The sequence below is a fragment of the Kitasatospora sp. CMC57 genome, assembly GCF_045866025.2.
Classification (GTDB): Bacteria; Actinomycetota; Actinomycetes; order Streptomycetales; family Streptomycetaceae; genus Kitasatospora.
Genome location: NZ_AP035881.2, coordinates 3787664 through 3812542, shown reverse-complemented (window position 1 = coordinate 3812542; position 24879 = coordinate 3787664). Strand labels below are relative to the sequence as shown.

The 24879-nt window shown below is 71.5% G+C and carries 26 protein-coding genes, 1 tRNA gene and 1 riboswitch; of the genes, 21 read left to right on the top strand and 6 right to left on the bottom strand.

Translation table 11 applies throughout. The annotated features are described in order from the left end of the window. Window positions 1-313 precede the first annotated feature (313 nt). Window positions 314-742 (bottom strand): transketolase-like TK C-terminal-containing protein, encoded by a 429-nt coding sequence (locus ACKUU6_RS16935; protein WP_407989390.1) that lies wholly within the window; start codon window positions 740-742, stop codon window positions 314-316. Between the two features lie 817 nt (window positions 743-1559). Between ACKUU6_RS16935 and ACKUU6_RS16930 the strand changes: the two genes are divergently transcribed. Further along, the gene (locus tag ACKUU6_RS16930) at window positions 1560-1952 is read left to right on the top strand and encodes a hypothetical protein (protein ID WP_407989389.1); all 393 of its coding nucleotides are present in this window, start codon (window positions 1560-1562) and stop codon (window positions 1950-1952) included. Between the two features lie 92 nt (window positions 1953-2044). Here the strand turns inward: ACKUU6_RS16930 and ACKUU6_RS16925 are convergent, their stop codons facing one another. Continuing rightward, the gene (locus tag ACKUU6_RS16925) at window positions 2045-2680 is read right to left on the bottom strand and encodes an HAD family hydrolase (RefSeq protein WP_407989388.1); all 636 of its coding nucleotides are present in this window, start codon (window positions 2678-2680) and stop codon (window positions 2045-2047) included. 47 nt (window positions 2681-2727) lie between these two features. Continuing rightward, entirely contained in the window at window positions 2728-3576 is an 849-nt protein-coding gene (locus tag ACKUU6_RS16920) for a GntR family transcriptional regulator (protein WP_407989387.1), read from the bottom strand. Between the two features lie 440 nt (window positions 3577-4016). Between ACKUU6_RS16920 and ACKUU6_RS16915 the strand changes: the two genes are divergently transcribed. The 15 genes from ACKUU6_RS16915 to ACKUU6_RS16845 all read left to right on the top strand — a co-directional run bounded on the left by ACKUU6_RS16915 (window position 4017) and on the right by ACKUU6_RS16845 (window position 15706). Continuing rightward, a complete protein-coding gene (locus ACKUU6_RS16915) occupies window positions 4017-4292 on the top strand; it encodes a hypothetical protein (RefSeq protein WP_407989386.1) in 276 nt (91 codons plus the stop codon). Between the two features lie 28 nt (window positions 4293-4320). Next, window positions 4321-5133, top strand: a complete 813-nt coding sequence (locus tag ACKUU6_RS16910; protein WP_407989385.1) for a hypothetical protein — start codon at window positions 4321-4323, stop codon at window positions 5131-5133. After that, the gene (locus tag ACKUU6_RS16905) at window positions 5130-5504 is read left to right on the top strand and encodes an RRQRL motif-containing zinc-binding protein (RefSeq protein ID WP_407989384.1); all 375 of its coding nucleotides are present in this window, start codon (window positions 5130-5132) and stop codon (window positions 5502-5504) included. Before ACKUU6_RS16910 ends, ACKUU6_RS16905 begins: the two co-directional genes overlap by 4 nt. A gap of 52 nt (window positions 5505-5556) precedes the next feature. After that, window positions 5557-6003: a hypothetical protein gene (locus tag ACKUU6_RS16900; protein WP_407989383.1), complete on the top strand. Its 447-nt coding sequence runs from the start codon at window positions 5557-5559 to the stop codon at window positions 6001-6003. Window positions 6004-6025: 22 nt separating this feature from the next. After that, the gene (locus ACKUU6_RS16895; RefSeq protein ID WP_407989382.1) at window positions 6026-6586 is read left to right on the top strand and encodes a hypothetical protein; all 561 of its coding nucleotides are present in this window, start codon (window positions 6026-6028) and stop codon (window positions 6584-6586) included. Between the two features lie 22 nt (window positions 6587-6608). Further along, window positions 6609-7220 (top strand): plasmid transfer protein TraA, encoded by a 612-nt coding sequence (gene traA, locus ACKUU6_RS16890; protein WP_407989380.1) that lies wholly within the window; start codon window positions 6609-6611, stop codon window positions 7218-7220. An 82-nt stretch (window positions 7221-7302) separates the two neighbouring features. Next, on the top strand, window positions 7303-9339 hold the full coding sequence (traB, locus tag ACKUU6_RS16885) for a plasmid transfer protein TraB (protein ID WP_407989379.1): 2037 nt from the start codon (window positions 7303-7305) through the stop codon (window positions 9337-9339). A gap of 164 nt (window positions 9340-9503) precedes the next feature. Further along, entirely contained in the window at window positions 9504-9695 is a 192-nt protein-coding gene (locus tag ACKUU6_RS16880) for a hypothetical protein (RefSeq protein ID WP_407989378.1), read from the top strand. Between the two features lie 31 nt (window positions 9696-9726). Next, window positions 9727-10155: a hypothetical protein gene (locus ACKUU6_RS16875; protein ID WP_407989377.1), complete on the top strand. Its 429-nt coding sequence runs from the start codon at window positions 9727-9729 to the stop codon at window positions 10153-10155. 28 nt (window positions 10156-10183) lie between these two features. Further along, window positions 10184-10912, top strand: coding sequence for a class I SAM-dependent methyltransferase (locus tag ACKUU6_RS16870; RefSeq protein WP_407989376.1), 729 nt, complete (start codon window positions 10184-10186; stop codon window positions 10910-10912). Between the two features lie 172 nt (window positions 10913-11084). Continuing rightward, a complete protein-coding gene (locus ACKUU6_RS16865) occupies window positions 11085-11336 on the top strand; it encodes a hypothetical protein (RefSeq protein ID WP_407989375.1) in 252 nt (83 codons plus the stop codon). A 62-nt stretch (window positions 11337-11398) separates the two neighbouring features. Then, on the top strand, window positions 11399-12202 hold the full coding sequence (locus ACKUU6_RS16860) for a bifunctional DNA primase/polymerase (protein WP_407992149.1): 804 nt from the start codon (window positions 11399-11401) through the stop codon (window positions 12200-12202). Between the two features lie 32 nt (window positions 12203-12234). Then, window positions 12235-13827 (top strand): YfjI family protein, encoded by a 1593-nt coding sequence (locus ACKUU6_RS16855; RefSeq protein ID WP_407989374.1) that lies wholly within the window; start codon window positions 12235-12237, stop codon window positions 13825-13827. Window positions 13828-14093: 266 nt separating this feature from the next. Next, window positions 14094-14279 carry a helix-turn-helix transcriptional regulator gene (locus ACKUU6_RS16850; protein ID WP_407989373.1) on the top strand — a complete coding sequence of 62 codons (186 nt, stop codon included), beginning with the start codon at window positions 14094-14096 and terminating at the stop codon, window positions 14277-14279. A gap of 59 nt (window positions 14280-14338) precedes the next feature. Next, entirely contained in the window at window positions 14339-15706 is a 1368-nt protein-coding gene (locus ACKUU6_RS16845; protein ID WP_407989372.1) for a tyrosine-type recombinase/integrase, read from the top strand. 150 nt (window positions 15707-15856) lie between these two features. On the opposite strand, the gene ACKUU6_RS16840 is transcribed toward ACKUU6_RS16845, so the two are convergent. Beyond that, window positions 15857-15944 (bottom strand) — tRNA-Ser (locus ACKUU6_RS16840). Between the two features lie 47 nt (window positions 15945-15991). Continuing rightward, window positions 15992-17641 carry a S1C family serine protease gene (locus ACKUU6_RS16835; protein ID WP_407989371.1) on the bottom strand — a complete coding sequence of 550 codons (1650 nt, stop codon included), beginning with the start codon at window positions 17639-17641 and terminating at the stop codon, window positions 15992-15994. A gap of 214 nt (window positions 17642-17855) precedes the next feature. Beyond that, window positions 17856-18002, top strand: a riboswitch (TPP riboswitch). On the opposite strand from ACKUU6_RS16835, the gene ACKUU6_RS16830 reads away from it, so the two are divergent. The 4 genes from ACKUU6_RS16830 to ACKUU6_RS16815 all read left to right on the top strand — a co-directional run bounded on the left by ACKUU6_RS16830 (window position 17995) and on the right by ACKUU6_RS16815 (window position 22090). Next, window positions 17995-19332, top strand: a complete 1338-nt coding sequence (locus ACKUU6_RS16830) for a purine-cytosine permease family protein (RefSeq protein WP_407989370.1) — start codon at window positions 17995-17997, stop codon at window positions 19330-19332. It overlaps the preceding riboswitch by 8 nt. Before the next feature lie 87 nt (window positions 19333-19419). Beyond that, the gene (locus ACKUU6_RS16825; RefSeq protein ID WP_407989369.1) at window positions 19420-20229 is read left to right on the top strand and encodes a glycerophosphodiester phosphodiesterase; all 810 of its coding nucleotides are present in this window, start codon (window positions 19420-19422) and stop codon (window positions 20227-20229) included. A 220-nt stretch (window positions 20230-20449) separates the two neighbouring features. After that, window positions 20450-20977, top strand: coding sequence for an ATP-binding protein (locus tag ACKUU6_RS16820; RefSeq protein ID WP_407989368.1), 528 nt, complete (start codon window positions 20450-20452; stop codon window positions 20975-20977). A 126-nt stretch (window positions 20978-21103) separates the two neighbouring features. Continuing rightward, window positions 21104-22090, top strand: a complete 987-nt coding sequence (locus ACKUU6_RS16815; protein WP_407989367.1) for a DUF5926 family protein — start codon at window positions 21104-21106, stop codon at window positions 22088-22090. A 206-nt stretch (window positions 22091-22296) separates the two neighbouring features. Here ACKUU6_RS16815 and ACKUU6_RS16810 read toward each other — a convergent pair whose 3' ends face one another. Beyond that, the gene (locus ACKUU6_RS16810; protein WP_407989366.1) at window positions 22297-23007 is read right to left on the bottom strand and encodes a bifunctional DNA primase/polymerase; all 711 of its coding nucleotides are present in this window, start codon (window positions 23005-23007) and stop codon (window positions 22297-22299) included. A 484-nt stretch (window positions 23008-23491) separates the two neighbouring features. On the opposite strand from ACKUU6_RS16810, the gene ACKUU6_RS16805 reads away from it, so the two are divergent. After that, window positions 23492-24844, top strand: coding sequence for a PP2C family protein-serine/threonine phosphatase (locus ACKUU6_RS16805; protein WP_407989365.1), 1353 nt, complete (start codon window positions 23492-23494; stop codon window positions 24842-24844). Window positions 24845-24879 lie beyond the last annotated feature (35 nt).

The window sequence follows — 24879 nt, the reverse complement described above, 5'->3', positions numbered from 1 at the left end:
CCGGCGCGGAGGGCAACCTTTCATGAGTCTGGGCAGGGCAAACAACGAGGTCAACGGCGTGTCGGGAACTCCGTCAGGTGCCGGACACTGTGTCATTGGATACCATCCGGTTTGGTTGTTTCCAGAATGACCGCGCTCTGCCGAGAAATTGCCCGTCGCGCTGATTCCGACATGGTTCCGGGCATTTCTCGTCAGGTTGCCGAATGGGCCGACACGAGATTCCGTCACCCATTCCGGGACATGGCGAAGCGCCGCCCGGACCTGCCGGACGGCGCTGGTGGAAACGGCGCTGGTGGAACCGGGGGGCCGCCGGTCAGGCGGCCCGCTCGCGGGCTTTGGCCAGACTGCGGCGGGCCTGGGCGGCGACCCGCTCGGGCGTGAAGCCGAGCTGTTCGAACAGCGTCCGGTACGGCGCGGACAGGCCCGACCGGTCCAGGCCGACCGCCACCCCGGCCTCGTCGGCCAGCGCGTGCCAGCCGAGCGAGGAGCCCGCCCCGACCGAGACGCGGGCCCCGACTCCCCTCGGCAGCACGGCATCCCGGTAGTCGGCCGGCTGGCTCTCGAACCTCTCGGCGCAGGGCATCGCCACCACCCGGGTGGCGATCGCGTCGGCCTCCAGGATCTCCCGGGCCCGCAGCGCCACCGGCCCCTCGCCCCCGGTCGCCACCAGAATCACCTCCGGCACCCCGCCGACCGCCTCGGCCAGCACGTACCCGCCCCGGCTCTCTCCCCGAGTCTCCATCACGTGGGCGGTCCTCTCCGGGCGACAGCAACGGCGTACCAACCGACTCTCCGCGCGCGTCCCCTGACGGTCCATCAACTCCGCCCGACTCCGTCAGCTCTCGCCGGGAAACGCCGACGGCCCCCGGCCAGCGGTGCTGGTCGGGGGCCGTGCTCCGGCGGAGAGTGTGGGATTTGAACCCACGGTGAGGGGTTACCTCACGACAGTTTTCAAGAACATCGCGGATACCGCAGCTGCCCTGCGAAGTCATCTCTCCGATGGATGGATGTTCCACGCATGTTCCACGGGGCGCCCCTGAAGTCGTTTGACCTTGGGCCTGGCTCCCTATAACCGCCTCGGATGCCGAGCCGGGTCAACTACTCCTTCAAGACCGCATGGAGGGCAGCTAGCACGGCTGCTCCTGCCGCCACTCCGGCACCGACTTCGGGGCGGAGGATCGACAAAACGGTGAAGCAACCGGCGATCATCACGATCATGATCAGCCGAGGGCGCGATCCCATCGCAGTCGGCGGCTGGCTTTTAGCTGGCCCTTGGGACGCCCGGCGACGTACAGTCATGTCTGAGCTTTCTGTTTGCTGGTAGGCACGGAAAGACAAAGCGGCTCCCCGTTGCAGCGGGGAGCCGTTCGCCGTTGCAGCGACGAACGGTGCTCTCTGAACCATGTTCCTCAGACCACCGTCGTTCAGTGTCAAGGTAGCCTTGACACGTGGCAAACGGATGGCGCTGGCTCTCGATCACTCGCTCCTTCTGGCCCCGCTCCTGGCCCCGCTCCCGCGATCGCGGCATTCACGGTGCTCGGGTCGGGATCTTGGCAGCCATGGACGATGTCGAAGCTGTCCTAGGCAATGTCGACGATGGCAAGGACACGGCACTCACGGAGGCGATCCGCGCCGCCGTGCTCGTTCAGCACGCCCTCAACGATGAGTTGCAGCTCCTAGTAGCCGAGGCGCGCGACGCTGGGATGTCTTGGGCATCCATCGCCCGACCCCTGGGGTGCTCACGCCAATCAGCTCACCAACGCTTCGGTGCCGGGCTTAGCCCCGGCCTTCAGGCCCACCTCGATTCGCAGCTGGACCTGGCCATTAGTGACTGTCATTCGTACTTCCTCAAGTACGGCGACCATGAGGAGTTCGAGCAGGCACTCCAGTTCCTCGAGCAGCAGGAAGAACTGGACAAGAAACGCTCTTCTGCACCCGGGGTTGGGGCTTGAAGCGTGATCACATTGCTAGCCCGCTGCCCCTCCCCAAGAGTGGCGCCCTACCGGTGATCTTCGGCTAGCCGCCCTCCAGACGGCTGGCCAACTCAGAGCAGACCGTCCGCGATGGTCTGCATCGAGTCCACGACAAGCACCGCACCGGCCTCGGCCAACCGAGCGTCCTTGCCCGGCTTGTTGGCGTAGCCGATGGTGGAGATCCCTGCGGCGAATCCGGCCTCCACATCCCTGGTCGCGTCGCCGATGAAGATGCACTCTCCCGGCTTGCTGTCGCGTGCGTCCATCGCGTCAAGCAGCAGTCGCGGGCTCGGCTTCATGGACGCCGGATCGCCGACGACCCGCCCAAAGACGCCCACGACATACCGGTCGAGCTCCCGCTCAACGAGGTACGCCAGGATCGCCGCCCCAGCGTTGTTGCTAACCACGGACACGGACCGGCCCGACCGGGCGCAAGCGCGCAGGAGCGATTCACCACCCTCGTTCGGCCGGCCAACTCGGACCGCGTCCGTCTCCAGCCCAGTGAGAGCTTGGTCCGTCACTTCTGCCAGATCCGGGCGGGCGTCCGCGACCAGCCGAAGCAGGGCAAGCGGATCGGTCTCGGTCTCCCCACCAGGTGGGACCTGCTCACCCTTGGCGAGCAGACCCCCGCGAAGACGCTCGGCAACGTCCGGTGCGGGCAGGCCGGCGAACACGGAACACAGTGGGCCGTCGAAGTCGAGCAGCACGTGTCGTACAGGCCGGAGCAGATCCGCGATCGACGGGGCCGCCCCCATCACGACTCCCTCTCGTACGCGATGGTGGACCACACGCTCTCGAACCACATCTGCGCCTGCTGAACGTACTGCGATCCGAGCGACGCATCGTCCGGACCAGCGGCATGGTGGAACAGGGTCGTGTCCTTGCCCGTGACGTCGTAGAAGGTGTGGTCACTCCCGTCGATGGCCACCGTCCGTTCCCGGAGCGGGTAGAACCCGAAGAACGCCTCGGTGCGGTTCAGGATGTAGAGCTTGAACAGGCTGGACGCCCGGTGCACCTTGACCTGCACGGTGGCGGACTGGATCAGGCCCAACTCAGCGAGCATCTCGACTGAATGCGCAATGCCGCCTGCGCTGGTGAGCGCGATGTTTCGCGCGCGATCCCGCAGCGCCACTTCGTCCTTGAGGCCGTCCACCAGCACCGGCACCGCCATCGGCTCCGTCGTGTCCGGCAGCAGTAGCCGCACGGTGATGGACTCGGGGGCCAGCCGCCCGGAGCGTACCTTGTCGAGCGGTTCCTGCATGGCGCTGTGCAGCGTCTCACTGGAGAAGCCCGCAAAGTCGAGCGTCACCTGTTGCTGCTCGAAGGCCGCTTCCAGGTGCGGCCGGAGACCGACCGGACGCGACGTGCGCTCCCGGATGAAGCTGCCGCTTCCCTGCCGGGTCACGATCAGCCCTTCGCTTCGGAGGATCTCCAACGCTCGGTCGACCGTCCCTCGCGCCACGCCGAAGTGCTTGGCGAGCTGCGGGCCCGACGCCAGTTTGTCGCCCGGCTCAAAGCCCGGCTTCTTGGTGAGGATCGAGGCTCGCAGAGAGCTGCTGACCTGCTGATACGGCGGGCGGGAGTCATCCGGGTCAAGGCTCATGGACCCATGTTAGAGCAGGTGCTCAACATGAGCGAGAAACCCATCCCTCTTGACCTGCTTAAGCAGGTTGCCTATGTTGAGCACATCGCACCGAGCGAGACAGGGGCGAGACAGAGGGGGCCTTCTTTGGCCTGCTCTGAACTGCACAAACGCACAACCAGGAACCCCGGACAGAGGGGGTTGAGGTACCCGGCACCTTGTCAGCCGGAGGGCAGCGACCGAGAGGTCCGCGTCTGCCTAGAACGGGGGCTCGCTCCCGCAAAGACGCACTGTACGAGCACTTTTGGTCCCCGATCCGCCCCCTGCGGGTGCGGGTCGGGCCCATGACTGCTCGTCACCAACGAGTGGTTGGGCCCAGAGAGTACGAGACCGCCGCGCCTTCCTTGGCCGGTAGCGCGGCGGTCTCTAGGGCCCCCTCCCATCTAGGAAGAGGTAGACCCATGAGGTCGATTGTTGCAGGCCAGACGGCTTTCGGTACCGAGGAGTTCGCGGAGCTGGCGCTCGGTGTGGACGCCGAACTGTTCAGCGGTGTTCCGGGTGAGTCCGCTGAGGAGCGGGTGGTTCGGCTGGACGTGGCGTTCGCCGTGCTGGAGGACTTGCGCCGGGAGGACTTCGAGCTGGCCGCCTACGCGGAGCGGCTGATGAGGTCGGCGCCGGTTCCGCTGCAGCGGCCGGCCAAGCCGCTGTCCGTGCTGTCCGTCGCTGTCGCGGCCTGAGCGGGGGTGTCCGGTGAGGAATCGTCGGATGGACCTGCTGGCGTGGCTGGCGATGGGTGCGGCGGTGACGGTCTCCGCGCACGGTGAGTGGGCGTTGGCGGTCGAGTCGGGGTTTCACCCGCTCGTCGGGGCCGGCCTGCCGCTCGCACTCGACACCTACGCCCTCCGGGCGCTCCGGGCTGGGCGCGAGGTGTTCCCGCCGGTACTCGGGATGATCGCCACCAACGCCGCCGCGCACCTGCTGTCGGCCGGGGTGATCCACCCGGACTGGCGGCTGATCGTCGCGGTGTCAGCCATCGCGCCGCTCGTGCTGTGGCGAGTACACGTACTCCACACCGCCGAAGCCGCCGCCGAGTGGGCGCCGGAGCCGGAGTTGCCGCCCCTGTGGGCCGACCCCGTACCCGCCGTACCCGAGGTGAGCGAGCGGGAAGCGGCAGCCGTACCCGCCGTACCCGAGGTGTACCCGGAGCCCGTACCCGCCCCGGCCGAACCGCTGCCGGCGGTAGCCAGTGAAGCGGTTCGGGAACTGGCGTTCAGCCCGCTGCCGCCCTGGCCCGTACCCGCCCAGCAGGTATCGCCTACCCGCCCGCAGGCGGTGGACGAGTACGTACCCGAGCAGGACGAGTACACCGGATACACCACCCCTGACCAGGACGAACAGACCGGCGGGGCGGATGAGCTCACGCCGGTAGCGGCCGCGCGGTTCGCCGAGGTACTCGCCTCGGGCGGTCTGCCGTCGGTGCGTACCCTGCGCACCGAGTACGGCATCGGCCAGCCCCGCGCCCAGCGGGTACGCGACGCCCTCCGGCACCTCTCCGCACCCGGGCAGGTGGCCGCATGAGCCGCCCAAAGTTCTTCGACCCGGACGGCCACAGGTACGGGGGTATCCCCACGTACCCGTGGCGTCAGGCCCCGGAGGGATACCTGACCCGCCGCCAGCTCCGCGCCCGGGGGCTGCGGCCGAACGGGCAGGACGTGGCCGCCCAGATCCTCTGGCGCTCCCGCTTCGGTGGAACCGCCCTGGCCTGTCTCTACCGGCCCGAACTCGCAGCCCCAGTCCGGGAGATGACCCCCCGACGCCGGGCGGCGCTGGACGCCGCGAACCGAGCCCGCCGCATGTGCCCCGACTGCGGACGCGACGCCGGATACGTCCTGCCCCGCCACCTGGGCACCTGCATCCCCTGCGCCGACGGCATCCCGCACGCCGCCTAACCCGCGCAACTCTCCCCAACTTTCCTGCACAGCAGCCAACTTGGAGACATTCATGTCCCACGTTCGTGCCGCGCGGTTCGCCGCCGTCTACGCCCTGCTCCGTGCGTCCGCCGACCTGGCGGACCACTGGGTGCAGACCGACCACCAGGCCAGCAACAAGGGCCAGCACGACCACAACGGGCAGTCCAGCGCGGCCGGCCGCCGCGCCTGCGCCGCCCACGTCGCCACCTACACCGCCACCCAGACCGCAGCCCTGCTGCTCGGCTCCCGCGTGCTCGGTGTCCGCCTGCGGCCCGGCCCGGTCGCCGTGGCGCTGGCTCTGTCGGCCGTCACGCACTACGCCGCCGACCGGCGTGAGCCGCTCCGCCGGTTGGCCGAGGCCACCGGTTCCGGCCCGTTCTACCGCCTCACCGACTTCGGGATGAACGGCGCCTACGCCCTTGACCAGGCGTTCCACCACGCCGTCGAGACCGCCGCCGCCCTCATCGCTTCCGCCTGACGATCTCGAAGGAGGACCCGTCATGGGTTCGCGTATCCGCAAGTCCCGCATACCGCGCCAGCGTGGCCGCCGCTCGCCGGCCGCGCACGTGATCGACCTCGGCCGGGGCACTCAGCCCCTGGTCGTCGTCATGTCCCACCGCCGCCCGCTGGCGGGGGAGTTGGCGCTCGCCACGGCCGGCGCGCTGTGGCGTGGCCGCACCGACTGGGCCCCGACCTGGGCCGGAGCTGCCCTGTTCACCGCTACCGGGGTGCTGTCGGTGGCCGCTCCGGCCGCCGGTCTCGCGTTCGCCGTCCCGGCCCTGCTGGTCCCGGCCGGGTGGGCGGTCGTGCGGCGGTGGCACCCGCGCTCGGCCGTCCGCCGCCGGGCCCGGTCCCTGACCCGCCACGTCCTGGCCAGCTCGGCTGCCCTGGCGTGGACGGCCGCCGCTGTCCTGGTCGGTCCGGCGAACTGGCCGCTGGCCGGTCTGCTGCTGGCGGGCACTACCGCTGGCCAGGCCGCGTGGTGGCACCACCGCCGCAGCCACGCCATCACCCCGCTCCCCCCGGTGGCCGCCCCGGCCAGCGACTCCGTCCAGTCCTGAACTCGCAGAAGGAGAAGCAGACATGAGCACTCCTCCCAACTACGGGCAGTACGGCCCCGCCGGCCAGCAGCAGGACTGGCAGCCGCCCCAGGGCGGTGCCCGCCAGCAGACCCGCGCCCCGCGCGGCGGCAACGAGCGCTCCACCCAGTTTCACTTCCACGTCGGCGGACCCAACGCCGCCGGCCCCGGTGCGGGGATGGGTGGTGGTGCAGCGGGCGGGTTCGGCGCCCCGCGCGGTGGCGCCCAGGGTGGCGTCGGTGGGGGTCAGGGTGCGGCCGGCGGCCGGACCCACTCCCCGCTCGGTGACCCGGAGTTCTTCACCAACGCGGACGTGCGGGCGTTCTGCGAGAAGGGCCGCGCGGCGTTCCTGCAGCTCTCGTTCGAGCTGGCGATGGCCGCCGAGGTGCTGCAAGCGGTGTTGAAGGAGGTCCCCGACCCGGAGGGCCGCCCGTTCTCCGCGCAGTCCCGTGCCCGGCGGGTGGCCAAGCACCTGAAGAAGGCCGCCGACGACGCGAAGGACGCCGCCGCCAACGCCGCCCGGACCTACGCCGCGTTCCAGAAGGAGTTCGACCCGCAGATCTCCCGCGTCGCCCGGCCCCGCCAGCAGCGCCGCGCCTTCGACTTCGGCGGCTGACCCGCCACCACCGGGCCGGGGCGGAACCCACCGCCCCGGCACCAACTCTCCTTCGCCATAACTGAATCGGGAGGAAGATCCCATGTCCGGCACTGCCTCGGCCCAGCCCATGCAGCTCGACCCCAACTCCCACTCCGGCGGGGTGGGTGACTACCTGCTCCACCGCGCCAAGCCCTACCTGCCGCCGTGGCTGCTGGCGGGCGGTGTCGGCGTCCTGTCCCTGCCCGCCCACCTGATGTGGTCCGGGTCCGCCGCCGCGTCGGCCGCCCTCACCCTGGCCTCGGCCGGGCTGACGGCCGCCACGTGGTGGGCGGGCAAGCCCACCACCCAGCAGCGCCGCCTGCACTCGGCCATCACGGTCGCCGCCGGCACCGCGTGGTTCACGGCGGCGGCGCTGGCCGGGCCGACCGCCGGGCCGCTGCCGAGCCTGTACCTGATCGGGGCCCCGGCGCTGGCCGCCACCTGGAACATCCGCCAGCTCATGCGGGTCAACCCCGAGGCGGCGGCCGGGACTTCCGCCGACAAGGGCCTGCTGGAGAAGGTCGGTCTGGCCAAGACCCTGGTCACCTCGGCGAAGGTCGCGCCGAACAAGGCCACGTTCGAGCTGCAGCTCCCACCCGGGGAGCTGACCGCCGACGACGTGTCCAAGGCCCTGCCCGGCCTGGCCTCGGCGTTCCGGGTGTCGAAGAACGCGGTGCGGATGACCACCGACCCCGAAGACGCGTCCCGCGCCACCGTCACCGTGGTGCCCGCCGATCTGCTCAAGAACACGGTGCCGTTCCCCGGCCCGTCCTACCCGGGCGGGTCGATCGCCGACCCGGTTCACCTGGGGATCTACGAGGACGGGGAGCCGCTGGTGATGTGGTTCCCCGGCGACCCCCGGGCCAGCCGCAACGCCATGCACCTCCTGGTCATGGGGATGACCGGCTCGGGGAAGTCCGAGGGCGGCATCACCGCCCTGGCCGAGGTCATCACCCGCCGCGACGTGATCGTCTGGGCGTCCGACCCGGCCAAGGCCGAACAGACCCTCGGCCCGCTCCTGCCCGCGCTGGACTGGGCAGCGCTGGACATGAAGTCCACGAAGGCGATGATCGCGGCCATCAAGGCGGCCATCCCCGCCCGCACGTCCTGGCTGGCGAAGTACGGCTACAAGCAGTGGGAACCCGCCTGCGCCGAGGTCCAGGCCGACGGCTCCCCGGGCATGCCGTATCTGATCGGGTGGTTCGAGGAGGCCGCGAAGACGATCCGCGAGACGGACGACGACGTGTTCACCGCGATCGGCCAGGAGGCCCGCTCCGCCGGCATCTCCCTGGTCGTCTCCCTCCAGCGCGCCTCCGGCTCCCAGGTTTCCACCGACACCCGCGCCTCCCTGGGCTCCTCGTGGGTGTTCGGGGTCCGGGACGACCGGGACGCCGGATTCGCTCTCCCCGATGAGGCGCTGGACGCGGGCGCGGCGCCGCACGTGTGGAAGGACAAGAAGCCCGGCTACTCCTACCTGGTCGCCAACGGCGTCCCGGAGACGTTCTGGGCCAGCCCCGCCCGCTCCTACCTCACCCCCGCCGAGTACCTCACCTGGGTCACCGTCACGTTCGCCGGCACCCGGTCGGCGTGTGACCCGGTCACCGAGCAAGCCGCGTTGAAGGCGGCCGGGCCCGCGTACACCAAGCGCACCCGCTACCCCCTGCCGCAGCAGCCCGCACCCACCCACCCCGAGCAGTTCGAGGAGGAGGTGTTCCCGCTGTACTCCACCGACGACGAGGGGGACGAAACGGACACCTGGGAGGGTGAGACGGACGACCCGGACGGCTGGATCGACCCCGAGGCCGAACTCCCCGAGGTCACCACCGTCATCCAGCTCGCCGCCCCCGACAACCCGCCCCGGACCAAGGTCACCAAGGCGCACGCGCAGCAGATCATGGCCGAGCTGCTGGAGCAGTTCGAGGCCGAGGGCCGCACCGTCGTCGCGCCGGCCGACTTCATGGAGCACTGCGACCGGTTCAACCGCTCCCGCGCCTGGGTCTCCGCCGAGGTCGCCGCCATGGTCGTTGCCGGCCGTCTCCGGGAGACCGGCGAGACCGGCTGCTACGAGATCGTCCCGCCCGACTACCGGGCCGCCTGACGCATCTGACGCATCTGACGCGTCAGACGCTCCTGACGCCGAGCGGCCCATTTCCCCAGGTAACGCGCACCCGCGAGGGGCGTCAGACGCGTCTGACGCCCCTCCTGACGCTGCCATCTGACGCACCTGACACCCACCCCATCCTCCGGAAGGACCCGCCCACCGTGGCCGTCACCATCTCCGCCATCGCCCTGTTCGGCCTCATCACGATCATCCTCATCCGCACCCAACGCCTCACCACCCTGATCGCTCTGCCGGTGTTCCTCTTCGGCTTCACCGCCGCCTCCACCGGACTCGCCGGACCCGTCAACGACGCCATGAACGCCATCGCCCAGATGGTCACCAACCTCACCTGACCCCCCGCACCGCCGAACCGAGGAGAGCACCGTGGACCACAACCAGCCCTACGCCAGCCCCGTCGTCCCGGTGCACTTCACCCCGGACGGCCACCCCTACTACGCCGCGCCGCCCGCCGCCGCACCGCTCGCCGTCTACCAGCCGGGCCCGGTCGGACAGTTCGCCCCGGCCTACCCGCCCCAGGTGCTCCACACGGCCGTTCACCACCCCGTCCCGTACACCGCCGGAGCGGGCCGCGACCCGTGGCCCGCCCGACTGCTCTGCGGCGGGATCGGCATCGGGGCGGCCGGCGTCGGCACCGCCTTCCTGCTCCAAGCCATCGCCGCCGCCACCACCGGACTCGGCCTCATCACCGCCGCACTCGCCCTCGGCTGGCTCATCAAGAACCAGGGCGGCGGCGGCAGTTCGGCCCGGGGCGCGGTGAATGTCCACGTCACCACGCACAACCGCAACCGCTGACCACCCGCCCCCGCAACAGGGAGACGCCGTGACCACCAGCACCACCAGCACCCGACCCCTTCGCCTCCTGGACGCGTTCTGCTGCGCGGGCGGGGCCGGGACTGGCTACGCCAGGGCCGGGTTCGACGTGACCGGCATCGACATCAACCCGCAGCCCAACTACCCCCGCACGGACCGGATGCGATTCGTGAAGGGTGACGCGGTCGAGTACATCCGGGCCCACGGGGCGGAGTTCGACCTGATCCACGCGTCCCCGCCGTGCCAGTTCGACTGCACCCTGACCGCCGGCACCAACCAGCACCGCCGCCACCTGCACGCGGACCTGCTGGACGACACCCGGGCCGCGCTCGAATCGACGGGTCGCCCGTACGTGATCGAGCAGCCCCCGGGCCGGGCGACCAAGCGCATGCGCGCCGACCTGGTGCTCTGCGGGGAGATGTTCGGGCTCCGGGTGATCCGGCACCGCCTGTTCGAGCTGGACGGCTTGACCGCTCCGGCGCCCGAGCACGTGCCGCACCGGGGCCTGACCATCGGCTACCGCCACGGCACCTACGTCAGCCCCGAGCAAGGCCGGTACTTCCAGGTCTACGGCGCGGGCGGCGGCAAAGGCACCGTTCGGCAGTGGCAGGACGCCATGGGCATCCACTGGACCACCGACCGCCGGGAACTCGCCGAGGCCATCCCGCCCGCCTACACCGAACTGATCGGCCGCCAGGCCCTGGCCCAGCTCCAGCCCGCCCCGACGCTCGCGGCCTGACCGGCCGTGGGCCGCCTGCTCGACTGGCGCGACGGCGCCCACTTCGACAGCACCCGCAACCTGCCCTGCCGCTGGTGCGGCCGGAGAACCCCGCTCCGTGATGACGACCGGCGCCCCTCCCACAAGGTCTGCGCCGAGACGAACACCGCCACAACTCCACAGGGAGCAGCCCGTGTTGAACGCCCTGCTCAGCCGCTTTCGGCTGACGCTCAGCACCGACCAGGAACCCGGCCGCCTCGGCCTGTACCGCACGCCCAACCCGAACTGCTGGGACTGTGACGGCCAGCTCGGCTGGTACGACGGCAACAACGACACGGAAGAGGGCTGGTGGGAGCCCTGCCCCTGCATCCTGACCGCCCCGCTGGCCAGCGTCCCGTGGCCCGGCCGCAGTCGCACCGGCTACAGCGAGGAGCCCCCGTGGTGACCGGCGGACCGGTGCCGCTGGTCGCGCTGGCCCTCGACCTCGCCCGCACCGGGCTGCCGGTGATGCCGGTCCGCGAGGGTAAGGGGCCGGTCGGCAACTGCCGCACCTGTCATGGCAACGCGTGCGGTGGCCGGCCGAACATGCTGATCCCCGGTCCCTGCCGCTGCCCGCGTCCCTGCCATGCCTGGGCCGCCGCCACCACCAACCCGCGCGTCCTGACCAGCCCGGCGTGGGCCAGGGCGTGGCGGGACGCGGTGGCGGTGGCCTACCACCCGGGCGGCGCCGGGGTGACCGTCCTCGACCTCGACACGGCCGAAGCCGTCACCTGGGCCCATGCCACCCTGCCGGCCACGGTCACCGTGGCCAGTACCCGGGGTGAGCACTGGATCTACCGGGGCACGATGCGCTCCTCCAACGCCGTCCGGGACGGCGTGGACATCAAGTCCCTGATGCAGTACGCCCGTTGGCTCGGCCACGGGACCGGCACTTTGGCGGACCTGCCTGATGCCGTCCGCGCGCTGGCGGACAGGGAAGACACCAACCCCGCCCCCGATCGGGCGGGGGTGGTGTCTTTCACCCCCGGCGGTGGGTGGTCCCGTACGGCCGGCCCCGGATGCCGCCACACCGAGCGGTTCATCCGCACCGGCCTCGACCAGGGCCTGGCCCGCATCCGCTCCCATCGCGAGCACGGCGCCGGCACCGCCGCCCACAGTGCCGCCCGGTTCCTCGCCGCCCAGCACCGCACCTGCCCCGGCCCCTGCCACCTCGACGCCGCAGCAGCCGAACTGGTCGCCGCCGCCGAATCCGTCGGCGTCCCGCACGCCTACGCGCTCCGGTCCGTCACCCGGGGCCTGAACACCCCGTAGGCCGTCCCTGAGCCCGCAGAAAGGACCCTTGAATGTCTGGACCCGCCGCCATTTCTGACGGCCCGTACGAGAACGTCACCAGCCTGTTCGGCGAAGGCTGGGAGCACCTGGAAGCCCCGCCCGCCGAGGCGGACGTGTGGGACAGCCCGATCCCGCTCGGCCAGGCCCGAGCGCTGCCGCCGTTCCCCGTGGACGCCCTCCCCACCTGGATGGCGGAGATGGTCGCGGCCGTGGCGGAGGAGACGCAGACCCCCGCCGATCTGGGTGGTTCGGTCGGGCTGTCGGTGCTGTCCACAGCCTGTGGAGGGCGCGCCGTCGTCGCGGTGCGGGGCCGGTGGCGTGAGCCGGTGAACCTCTACACCGTCACCGCCCTGCCCCCGGGCAACCGCAAGTCTGCCGTGTTCGCCGAGCTGACCCGCCCGCTGCTGGCGGTGGAGAAGGTCCTGATCGAGCAGAGCGGCGCGGTGCGGGCCGAGGCGGAGACCACCGCCAAACTCGCCCGCTCCGCCGCCGAGAAGGCCGCAGCCAGGGCCGCGAACGCGGAGCCCGAGCAGCGCGAGCAGCTCACCCGGGAGGCGATCGAGCTGGCCGAGGCGGCCGAGGAGACCGCTGTTCCGGCCCGGCCGCAGCTTGTCGCCGACGACATCACGCCGGAGAACCTGGCGACGATGCTGGACGAGCAGGGCGGCCGGGCGGCCGTCCTGTCCGCCGAGGGCGGGATCTTCGACATCATCGCCGGCCGCTACTCCGGCACCCCCAACCTGGAGGTGTTCCTCAAGGGCCACGCCGGCGACATGCTCCGGGTGAACCGGCAGGGCCGGGACGCGCAGTTCCTCGAAGCCCCCGCCGTCACCATGGGCATCGCCATCCAGCCCAGCGTGTTCCGGGACATCGCCAAGGCCAAGGGCTTCGAGGGGCGCGGCCTGCTCGCCCGCTTCCTCTACTCCATGCCCCGGTCCCTGGTGGGCTTCCGCAACCTCACCCCCGAGCTCATCCCGGAGCAGGTCGCCGAGACCTACACCAAGACCCTCGGCACGCTCACCCTGGCGATGTCCGGGTGGACGGACCCCGCCGTACTGACCCTCACACCCGAGGCGGACGCCGTGCTGCTCGCCCACCAGCAGGCCACCGAGAGCCGGATGCGCCCCGGGGCGGCCCTGGCGCACATCGACACCTGGGCCAGCAAGCTGGACGGTGCTATCGCCCGCATCGCCGGTCTGCTGCACCTGGCCACCCACCCCGCCGACGGCTGGACGCTGCCGATCGCCGCCGACCTGATGACCGCCGCGTGCCGGATCGGCGATTACTACACCGCCCACGCCCTCGTGGTGTTCGACGCCATGGGCAACGACCCCGCACTGGGCAAGGCCCGGATCGTCATGGCCCACCTGGAGACCGTCGGCGCCACCGTCATCAGCAAGCGGGAGCTGTTCCGGGGTCTGCCCCGGGGTGAGTTCCGGGCCGTCGCCGACCTCGACCCCGTCCTGGCGCTGTTGGAGGAGCACGGCTGGATCCGGCAGGAAGCGCCCCCGGTCCGCACCGGCAAGGGCGGCCGGCCACCGTCCCCGCGCTTCCAGACCCACCCCACCCTCGCCCAGACCCCGCGACAGAACCTCCAGAACTGACACAACCCCCGCCCACCCGGTCTGACCAGCGCAAACGCGAAACCGCATCGCGTGACAGAACCGGTCGGAAACTCTGACACAACCTCCCGCCGCCCAAAGCGGCACCACCACCCGGGAGTTCTGTCGCAGTTTCCGACCGGTTCTGTCACAGCCCACCCCAACCACAAACCCCCAGCTCACAGCCCCTCCCGAGGGGTTCTGTCAGTTCTGGAGGTTCTGTCACGCCCTGAACGGCCCCACGCACTCCCTGAACGGAGACCAAGCCCATGCCCAAGCGTGAACTGCTCAAGCTCTCCGCCGTCCTGGAAGAGATCAACATGAGCCGCGCCGCCTTCTATCGGATGCGCGCCCGAGGCCAGGGGCCGCGCCTGATCAAGCTCCCCAACGCACAGATCCGCGTGGACCGCGCTGACCTCGACAGCTGGCTGACCGCCTGCCAGATCGCTGCCTGACAACCGACCACCGCCAGGGGCCCGGTAATCGCCGGGCCCCTCATCCGTACGGAGCTGAATTGCTGACCTTCGAGGTACACATCTATGCCATCCGTGATCTCAAGCGCGGACGTAAGCCGCACCAACTCCGTTGGCGCGTAGGCCAGAACCCGCACTCCCGGACGTTCGCCACGAAGACCCTGGCGGACGGCCGGCGGGCCCAGTTGATGACCGCAATCCAGAAGGGCGAGCAGTTCGACACGGACAGCGGTCTGCCGGTGTCCGAACTCAGGAAGCGCGACCAGGTCACGTGGTTCGAGCACGCGAAGGAGTACGCGGAGAAGAAGTGGGCCAGGGCATCCGCCAAAAGCCGATCCGCACGTGCGGATGCCCTGGCCACCATCACTCCCGCGCTGGTCACCGACCGCCGGGGCGCGCCTGATCACCGCGTTCTCCGTCAGGCCCTGTCGTGCTGGGCGTTCAACTTCTCGCCGCAGCAGCCGGAGCCGCCCGCAGAGGTCACCGCCGCGCTGGCATGGCTGGCCAGGAAGTCCATCGGGATCGGGGAGTTGGAGGATTCCGAGAGGGTGCGCACCGCCCTTGAAGCGCTGTCCCGTCTCCTGAACGGCAAGGTCGCGGCGGACAACACGATCACCCGCAAGCGGATGGTGTTCAACAACGCACTGCGGTACGCCGTTGAGCGCCGCAGACTGCCGGCCAACCCGCTCCAGTTCGTGGACTGGGAAGCGCCGGAGACCGACGATGAGATCGACTGGCGATGGGTGCCAGGGCCGGAGCAGGGCCACGCGCTGATCGAGGCCGCTGGCACCGTCTCGCCGCGCGGAAGCCACCTGCGGGCCTTCTACGGCTGCATGCTCTACGCAGCCACCCGGCCGGCCGAGGCGATGGACATTCGGCTTACGGACTGCACCTTGCCGGAGACCGGGTGGGGGCGCATCGTGCTGGCAGGCAGCTCCCCACGGGTCGGCTCACGGTGGACGGATGACGGCCAGTCACACGAGGAGCGCGGCCTCAAGCGCCGGGCCCGCAGCGCCACGCGCGACGTGCCCATTCCTCCGGTCCACGTGCAGCTCCTGCGCGAGCACATCGAGCGGTTCGGCGTCGCGTCCGACGGGCGGCTGTTCCGGGCGACGGAGGGCGGGCGTCTGCTCACGAAGGAGTACGCCGCGCTCTGGAAGGACGCCCGGACGGCGGTTCTCACGCCGGAGCAGGTGGAGACGCCGCTCGCGGACGTGCCGTACGAGCTGCGGCACACGGCCGTGTCCGGCTGGCTGGTGGCCGGCGTCGACCCCGTGGAGGTGGCACGGCGCGCCGGGCACAGCGTGGCGGTGCTGTACCGCTTCTACGCCAAGATCCTGAACAACCGTCAGGACCACTCCAACGCCCTGATCGAGCGCTTCCTGAACGGTCAGGACATGCAGGAGTAGGCCGTCAGCACGCCGGTACGGCGTTCCACAGATGTTCCACACGGGCTGGACCCGCGCGGGATATCGGCGGCGCGGGGTGAGACAACATGCGAAAGGGCGGGTATCGGCTGCTCGCCGATACCCGCCCTGAGCTGGGGATACCCCCACCAGCGGAGAGTGTGGGATTTGAACCCACGGTGACGGGTTACGCCACGACAGTTTTCAAGACTGGTCCCTTAGGCCGCTCGGGCAACTCTCCAGGCGGAGGTCAGCCTAACGGGTCCGGTGGGGTTCCGCGCACATCCTTTAGTTGTCGCCCTTGCGTTCGCCGAGGGTGACGGTGGTCTTGGCGGCCTTGCCGTCGCGGGTGTACTCGACCTCGACCTTGTCGCCGGGCTTGTACGTCCAGATCTCGCTGACCAGGGTCGGGCCGCTGTCGATGACGTGGCCGCCCAGCTTGGTGATCACGTCACCGGCCTTGAGACCGGCCTGGTCGGCCGGGCCGCCCGCGGTGACGGCCGGGGTGTCGCCGACGGCGGAGCCGCGGATCTGCGCGCCGTCGCCCTTGTAGTCGTCGTTGCGGAGCACCCCGAGGATCGCGTAGACCGGCGTGCCGGTCTTGATCAGGTCGCCCGCGACCCGCTGGGCCTGGTTGATCGGGATCGCGAAGCCCAGGCCGATCGAACCGGCCCGGCCGGAGCCGCCGCTGTTGGACTGGATCGCCGAGTTGATGCCGATCACGGCACCCGCGGCGTCCAGCAGCGGACCGCCGGAGTTGCCGGGGTTGATGGACGCGTCGGTCTGCAGGGCGTTCATGTACGAGGACTGGGCGCCGTTCTCGTCGCCGGAGGCCACCGGGCGGTCCTTGGCGCTGATGATGCCGGTGGTGACCGTGCCCTCCAGGCCGTACGGGGCGCCGATCGCGATGGTGGCGTCGCCGACCGCGACCTTGTCGGAGTCCCCGAGCGGGAGCGGGACGAGCTTGTCCTTGGGCGGGTTGTCGAGCTTGATCACGGCCACGTCGTAGCCCTGCGCCCGGCCGACCACGGAGGCCGGGTAGGACGAACCGTCGGAGAACTTGACGGTCAGCTTGCCGCCACTGGCCGCCGGGGCGACCACGTGGTTGTTGGTGAGAATGTGGCCCTCGGTGTCGAAGACGAACCCGGTGCCGGTGCCGGACTCCTGCGAACCCTGCGCCTTGATGGTGACCACGCTGGGCAGCGCCTTGCTGGCGATCCCCGCGACCGACTCGGGCGAGCGGTTGACCGCCTGCCTGTTCTCGCTGGCCTGGACGGTGGTGCTGGTGCCGCGGCCCGAGGAGGAGCTCGTCCCGCCGTCCCGGTCGGTCACCGAGACGCCGATCGCGCCACCGGCCAGACCGGCCACCAGGGCGACGGCGGCGACCAGCGCCACCAGCCCGCCGCGCTTGCGGCCGGGACCCGGGGCCGCGCCGGGGTGACCCGGGCCCCCCGGACCGTCGGTGCCGCCGGGCGGGGTGGCCCAGCTGCCCAGCGGCGTACCCGCGCCGAAGGGGTGGTGCGGCGGCTCGGCGGCGGACGGCGCGGGCTGGCTGCCGTGCACCGGCGGCAGCTCGGCGGTGTGCGGGGCGGCCTGGTCACCGTGCAGCGGCGGCAGCTCGGCGGCCGGAGCCGCGTACGGGTTGCCGGCCGGGGCGGGCGGGGCGGGCGGCGGCGCGTCCAGGTAGCTGGGGGTGGCCGGGGCGGGAGCGGGCGGCAGCACCGGCGGCGGCGCGTCGAGGTAGGACGGCGTGGCCGGCGGCGTCACCTTGCCGAACGACAGCGTCGGCTCGGCGACCGGCGGGACGGGCGGGGTGGCCGGGGTGGCCGGAGCAGCGGGGACATCGGCCGACACGGTGTCAGCCGGACCCACCCCCTGGCCTGCGGAGGTGCGCTCCTCCTCCGGCTGGTTGGTGCCACCTTGGTGCTCGGTGCTCACGGACGACCTCCATAGCTGACAGGACCTTGGCCCACAGTTTCCCGTATGCATGATTCGGTTGTCGTATAGGGCCCGGTGAAGAACTCTTAAGAATCTTTACCCGTTCCCGACACGGCCCCCGCTCGTGCCGCCGACGTCCGCCGATCGTCCCGCGATCCGGACGGTCACCCACTCGCCTTGGTGTTCGGCGGCCCGGCCGTTACCCTGGCGCTCCAAACTGACACGCGGGAGCTTGGACCGTCCAGGCTGAGAGTGCGCGGAACGACCGTACGCCATGCGGATGCTGGCCGACGGCGAGGGAGCGCAGACCGCTCGAACCTGTCCGGGTAATGCCGGCGTAGGGAGCTTCGGCCATGACGGCTGTTTCGCCTGCCCCTGTCCAGGAACCGACCGCGCGCGCCGAGGCGCCGCTCGTCCTGGACACCGCACCTCCTCGCACCCTCGACTTCCGGGCGCTCTTCTCGCTCTGGGCCAACCTCGGGGTCAGCCTGATCGGCTTCACCAGCGCGGCCACCGTGATCGGTGCCAAGGGCTCCGAGCTCTCGCTGGCCGCCGCGATCACCGCCACCGTCGTCGGTACCGTGATCGGCACCGCGATGCTCGGCGTGGCCGCGCTGATCGGCGCCCGGACCGGCGCGCCCGCGATGACCGTGCTGCGCGGCCTCTTCGGCACCAAGCTGTCGTACATCCCTTCGGTGCTGAACATCGCCCAGTGCATCGGCTGGGGCGTGTACGAGCTGCTGGTGATCGCCATGGGCGCCCAGGAGGTGACCGGCTCGCAGGGCTGGCACTGGCTGTTCGTGCTGCTGGCCGGTGTGCTGACCACGGTGCTGACCATCTGGCCGCTCGGTTCGATCGCGGTGCTCCGCAAGTACGTGACGATCGCCGTCGGTGTCGCGATGGTCTACTTCACCGTCCAGCTGGTCCGGCAGGGCGTGCCGAACCCGGGCGCGGGCAACTGGACCGGCTTCCTCTCCGCGACCGACGCGATCATCGCGATCTCGATCTCCTTCGTCCCGCTGGCCGCCGACTACACCCGGCACGCCCGGACGGCCGGTTCGGCGTTCTGGGCCACCTTCTCCGGCTACACGCTGGCCCAGGTCTGGTGCTACCTGCTGGGCGTGGTGGCGCTGCTGCAGTCGGACGGCGACGCGACCCGGATCTTCTCCTCCTTCACCGGGGTGGCCGCGGGCTGGGCCTTCCTGCTGGTGCTGGTGATCCGGGAGACCGACCAGTCCTTCGCCAACGTGTACTCCACCGCGATGTCGGTGCAGAACCTGCTGCCGAAGGTCGACCGCCGTCTGCTGACCGGCGGGATCGGCGCGCTGGTGACCGTACTGGCCCTGCTCATCGACCAGTTCACCGACTCGTACTACGCCTTCCTGGGCCTGATCGGCTCGGTCTTCGTGCCGATGTTCGCGGTGCTGGCGGCCGACTACTTCCTCGGCTCGGGCCGCCGGGGCTGGAACCTGAACGAGGACGCCCCGGCCCGCTGGCTGATGCTGCTGCCCTGGGCGCTCGGTTTCGCGACCTACCAGTTCATCGCCCCGACCGCGATCGACCACTGGAGCGGGTTCTGGCTGGACCTCCAGTCCAGGGTCGGGTTCGTGGCGCAGCCCTGGACCTCCGCCTCGCTGCTCAGCTTCCTGGTCGCGGCGCTGGCCACGCTGGCGGTGCAGCGCCGGAAGTAGGGCGCACCGGCCGCCGTCCCGGAACTTCACCCGGAGTTTCCCGTGGCGGCGGCCACCGGCCGTCCGGTGCCTCGTAGGGTTGCCGGTGTGGACACCCGGAACCAGCCGTTGACCAGCCAGGACGCCCCGGAGCGCGGGGCCGTCAAGGTGATCGCGCACCGCGGCTCCTCGGCCGCCCGCGCCGAACACACCCTGGCGGCGTACGCGCTCGCCGTGGCGGAGGGCGCCGACGGCCTGGAGGCCGACGTCCGGCTGACCGCCGACGGGCAGCTGGTCTGCGTGCACGACCGGACGGTCCGTCGGACCTCGGACGGCCGGGGGGCGGTCTCAGCCCTGACCCTGGCTCAGCTGAACGAGTTCGACTTCGGCTCCTGGAAGGACCCGGAGGCGCCCGAACCCAGCCCGGTGCTGACGCTGGCCCAGCTGCTCGAACTGGTCGCGGACGCCGGGCGGCGGGTGGAGCTGGCGATCGAGACCAAGCACCCGACCCGGTACGCGGGGCGCACCGAGGCCGAGCTGCTCCGACTGCTCTCGCGGTACGGACTGCTTCCGGACAGTCCGGAGGGGTCCGCGGTGCGCGTGATGAGCTTCTCGGAGCTCTCGCTGCACCGGATCCGCCGTGCCGCGCCGACCGTCCCGACGGTCTACCTGTTCGACCGCAGGCTGCCGCTGTTCGGCCGGACCAGGGCGCTGCCCGGCGGCGCCAGGATCGTCGGACCCGGCATTGACCTGGTCCGGACCAACCCCGGGCTGGTGCGAGCGCTCCGGCGGGCCGGGCACCCCGTGCACGTCTGGACCGTGGACGAGGCCGCCGATGTCGAACTCTGCCTGGAACTCGGCGTGGAGGCGATTATCACCAATCGGCCGCGCGCCGTGCTGGCACAACTCGGCCGATAAACGCCCCGCGTGCGGGCGTGAACTGGTGCGAACTCCGGCGCGAAGTACCGTGAGTGGCCAATTCCAGCCGTTCGGACAACGGTCCGTGAGCAGGTAATCACCATTTGCGTACCGTGAGTTGCGCTGCGCGTTAGTGTCACGCCGCGATCGCCCGGCGCCCGTTTCCGACCCATTCCCAAGGGGCATCCATCCCTCGGCGAATGCAGAAGGAGGTCCGGGGGTGGCGTTGATGATGGCACACGAGGTGCCGACTTCATCGACCATGGCGGTGCCGCACGGGCCCGTCGGGGTCGGAGCGGCACGACGCCGACTGCGCCGCGATCTGGGTGCCCAGGAGGTCGCCGAGGCGGTGATCGACGACGCGGTCCTGATCCTGTCCGAGCTGCTCAGCAACTCCTGCCGGTACGCCCGCCCGTTGGGCAGGCTGGCCGACCTGAAGGACGACGCACCGGCGCCGGTGCCGGCCCCCGTGCTGGTCGGCGTACGGTCCGACGAGGACGGCGAACCGGGCGGGGTGGCAGTGCGCTGGGAGTTGTCCCGGCACGGGCAGCTGACCCTGGAGGTGACCGACGGCGGCGCGATGACCAGGCCGGTGCCGGCCCGGCCCTCGGTCAGCTCGCGCGGCGGCCGGGGTCTGACCATCGTCAGCCGGCTGGCGGACGACTGGGGGGTCAGGGACGCACCCGGGCAGGTGACGGTCTGGGCCGAGCTCCCGCTGCGGCCCGAACACGGCGTCCGGAGCGCCTGACGGCCGCCCCTCCTGACGTCCGGACGACACCCGGAAGAGGGTCGGCCGGCCGGACCGGAGCGGTCCGCGGCGAAAGCTCAGTAGGCTTCCCGGGCAAGCACGTCGCCGTACCGGGAGAGCCGCACCATGGCCAAGAAGGCCGCGAAGAAGTCGCCGCAGAACCGTCCGTCCACCGCCGTGACCTCGGGCGAGATCCCCGTGGTCGGGGCCCGCGAGGACTGCCCGTGCGGTTCCGGCCGCCGGTACAAGGCGTGTCACGGGCGCGAGGCCGCGCACGCGGTCCAGGAGCTGGTCCACCGCCCGTTCGAGGGCCTGCCCGGCGAGGCCGACTGGGTCGCGCTGCGCGAGCTGGTCCCCGCCGCCACCGTCCCGCTCACCCTGGCCGGGGGTGTCGCCGAGGGCGCCACCGGGCCCGTCCCCTCGGTGACCCTGGCCACCGTGCTGCCGCTGGCCTGGCCCGCGCTGCGCCGCCCGGACGGCTCGATCCTGCTCGGCCTGCAGACCCAGTCCGCCTCCGGCGACCTGAGCCGTGACCTGGCGGACGCCCTGGAACTGGCCCTGACCACCGAGCCCGGCAGCCCCGTGCCCGCCCGCCGGACCGTCCCCGGCGGCCGCCGCCTGCAGGAACTGCTGGACCTGGAGACCGAGTTCGTCCCGGCCGTGCACAGCGGGTTCGAGTTCTGGCTGGAGGACGCGGAGACCGCCACCGGCGACGTGGCCGCCTCGCTGGAGCGGGCCAACGCCTCCGCCATCCCGACCGAGAAGCTCAGCAGCGTGCCGTCCTCGTACTGGTGCGCCGCGCCGGACAAGAACCACCTGCGCTGGGTCATGACCGTGCCGGAGGAGCAACTCCTGGACGCGCTGGCCAAGCTGACCGCCGCCGAGCAGTCCTCGCTCGGCGCGGACACCCGCCTGGTCGGCTCCTTCCGCGCGCACGGCCTGACCGTGCCGGTCTGGGACCTGCCGCAGAGCATGACCGCCGCCGACTGCGAGGCGCCCGCCGCCGAGTTCGCCGAGCGGCTGGCCGCCACACTGAAGGACGAGACCCCGCTCACCGCCGACGAGCGCCGGGCCCGGGCCCACCTGGTGAGCCGTCAGGTGACGCTCAACTGAGAATCGTTGCCCGGCCGTTCGCCCGGAAAGTGACTCGCGTCACATTTTCGGGCCGTAGGGAAAACGGCCAGGTGACACAGTGTGCGGACAAATTGGCGCGCACGCGGATCTTTGTTACCATTTAAACAGTCCGGTCGCTGGTGCATCCCCCGTCGCCAGCGGCCGGATCTTCCTTTTCCGGTACCGGAATTGAGCGCCGCCGGGATTCAGCCCGCCAGCCTGCTCCCGCCCGTCGCAGCCGTACTCGCCGCGATCAGCGCACCCAGCAGCCCGCCCACCTCGGGCAGCCACGGCCGCCCGCCGACCGGGGGCCTCACCCAGCGCACCCCGCCCTCCGCCGTGCGGCTGGGCGGCAACAGCAGGTAGCCGTCAGGACCGTGATAGCGCATCACCCCCGGCACCCACGGCTGTTCGGCCAGCAGCTCCCCCAACTCGTCCAGCGTGTACGGCGCCACCAGCAGCACGTAGCGGTCCTGGGCCAGCAGCACCGGGCCGACCGGCACGTCCAGCAGCTCGAAGTACTCCAGGGCCCTCGCGCCCGCCTCGGCCGGCAGGCTCACCGCGCTGACCGTACGGCCCGTGGCCACCAGCACCGACGCGTCCGGCGCTCGCTCTGCCCACCACCAGGCCACCATCCGGGCGTCGGTGGTGGCGGCCGGCAGCGGCGGCTCGTCCGGATGGGCGCCGGGCGCCGGGCAGTCCGGGTCCCCGCAGGAGCAGGGCCCGAGCACGCCGGGCACCGCGTACGCGCCCGGCAGCACCGGCCAGCCGTACCCGGCGGCGGTCCCGGCGGCCGTCAGCAGCGCCGCCCTGACCCGGCGCCGGCTGCCGGGCCAGCGCAGCCCGAGCGACCGGGGGGAGGGGCTGTTCCTCCGGGGTGCCTTGCTCCGGTTCAGACGGGGACGCGTCCATGGCATCTGCGCTCGTTCCTTTCCGCGACCGTGGGGCTCGGGCAGTCGGACCGTCGGCCGCGGCAGCGCCCTGGGTGCGTGGGCGGCACCGGTGTGCGGACGGTTCGGCGGGAGTGACCGGAACGACAGGAGGGCCGGGGGCCTGAGGCGGACGGCCCCCGGAACGAGAATCCCGCATGCGACCGGATGGACGCCTGTCGGAGGCGATTGGTTCCACCGTACGGGTGAGTGAATCCCGGCCCGGCCGGAGGGCGGCGTCCCGAACCATACGATCCGGGCGGCGGCCTGACGGATCGTCGGGTCCACGGCACACCGCCCGATCGGCGGACCGGCCCCACCACCTGGCCGACCGACCTCGTCCTGATTCTGGACATGCCCCGATCGGCCTGTGTACAAGTGGTGGATTAATGCCGAGTAGTGACTAAGGAATCGTTTTTGGGCGGTCCTGGTGGTTCTGCGTGACACATACCACTGTGTGGGGAGTTGGGACATGACCGACGCCAAGCCTCTGACGGCGACCGCCACCGTGCTGCCGGACCTCGGGTTCCTGGCCGTCAGCGAGACGGCCGGCCTCCAGGACCGGCTGGCCGGGCAGCTGTCCGACCTCACCGTCCTGCAGGAGCACACCGAACTGCTCGTCCAGGCCCGTGGTCTGCCCGAGACCCTGGCGGCCGTGCTGGCCTCCGGCGCGGCGCTGCTCGGTGCCCGCCGGGGGCTGATCACCACCACCGCCCGGGGCGCCGGCCGCCCGGTCGGTCTCAACCTGGACCGGTCCGAGCTCGGGGCACTGGAGACCGTCCCGGCCGAGCACGGTCCGTTCTCGGGGCTGCTCAGCCACCCCGCCGAGCCCGGCCCGCTGCTGATCACCGACCTGGCCACCGACCCGGCCGCCGGGCCGAGGTTCCGCGAGGTGGCCGAGCAGCTCGGCCTGGGTGCCTGCTACGCCGTACCGCTCGGCACCGACCGGGACGGGCCGCTCGGCGCCGCCGTCTGGTTCTACGACGAGCCCGCCGAGCCCGACCCGGGCCGTCGGCTGCTGGTGCACAGGTACTGCGAGTTCGCCGCCCCGCTGCTGGCCAAGCAGCTCGTCTCGGACCGGGCCGAACAGCAGGCCGAGGCGCTCCGCCGGGGCCTGCTGCCCGACCGGCTGCCGGTCTCCCCCGGCCTGCGGCTGGCCGCCCGCTGCGTCCCGGCCGCACTGGAGCGCTCGGCCGGCAGCGACTGGTACGACGCGATCGCGCTGCCCGACGGCACCTTCGGGCTGACTGTCGGCAGCGTCTCCGGCGACGGTCCGGGGGCAGGCCCGTCCTCCGCCCCCGGCGCGGCCGCCGCGATGGGCAGGGTGCGGGCCGCGCTGCGGGCGTACGCGGTGCTGGAGGGCGAGGACCCGGTCTCGGTGCTCGGCGACCTGGAGCTGCTGCTCAAGACCACCGAACCGAACCGCTCGGCCACCGCGCTCTACGCCTGGGTGCAGCCCGAGGAGCGCCGGATCACGCTGGCCGGCGCCGGGCACTGCCCGCCGATCCTGGTCACCCGGTACGGCGCCAATTTCGTCGAGACCTCGCTCTCCGCCCCGCTCGGCATGCTCAGCTGCTGGGAGGCACCGGGCGTGGAGCTCGACGCCGAGGCCGGCGACCTGCTGGTGCTCTACACCGAGGGCCTGGCCCGCCGCTGCGGCCCCACCCTGCACGCCGGGCAGAACACCCTGCGCCGGGCCGCCGCGGACGCCCCGCGCGAGCTCAGGCAGGACCCGGACCGGCTGCTCGGCCACCTGCTCGCCGCCGCCCCGGCCACCGCCGACGGCTCGGACGACCTGGTGCTGCTGGCGGCCCGGTTCGACTGAGTGCGCCCGAGCCGCTCGGGGCCGATCAACCGTTC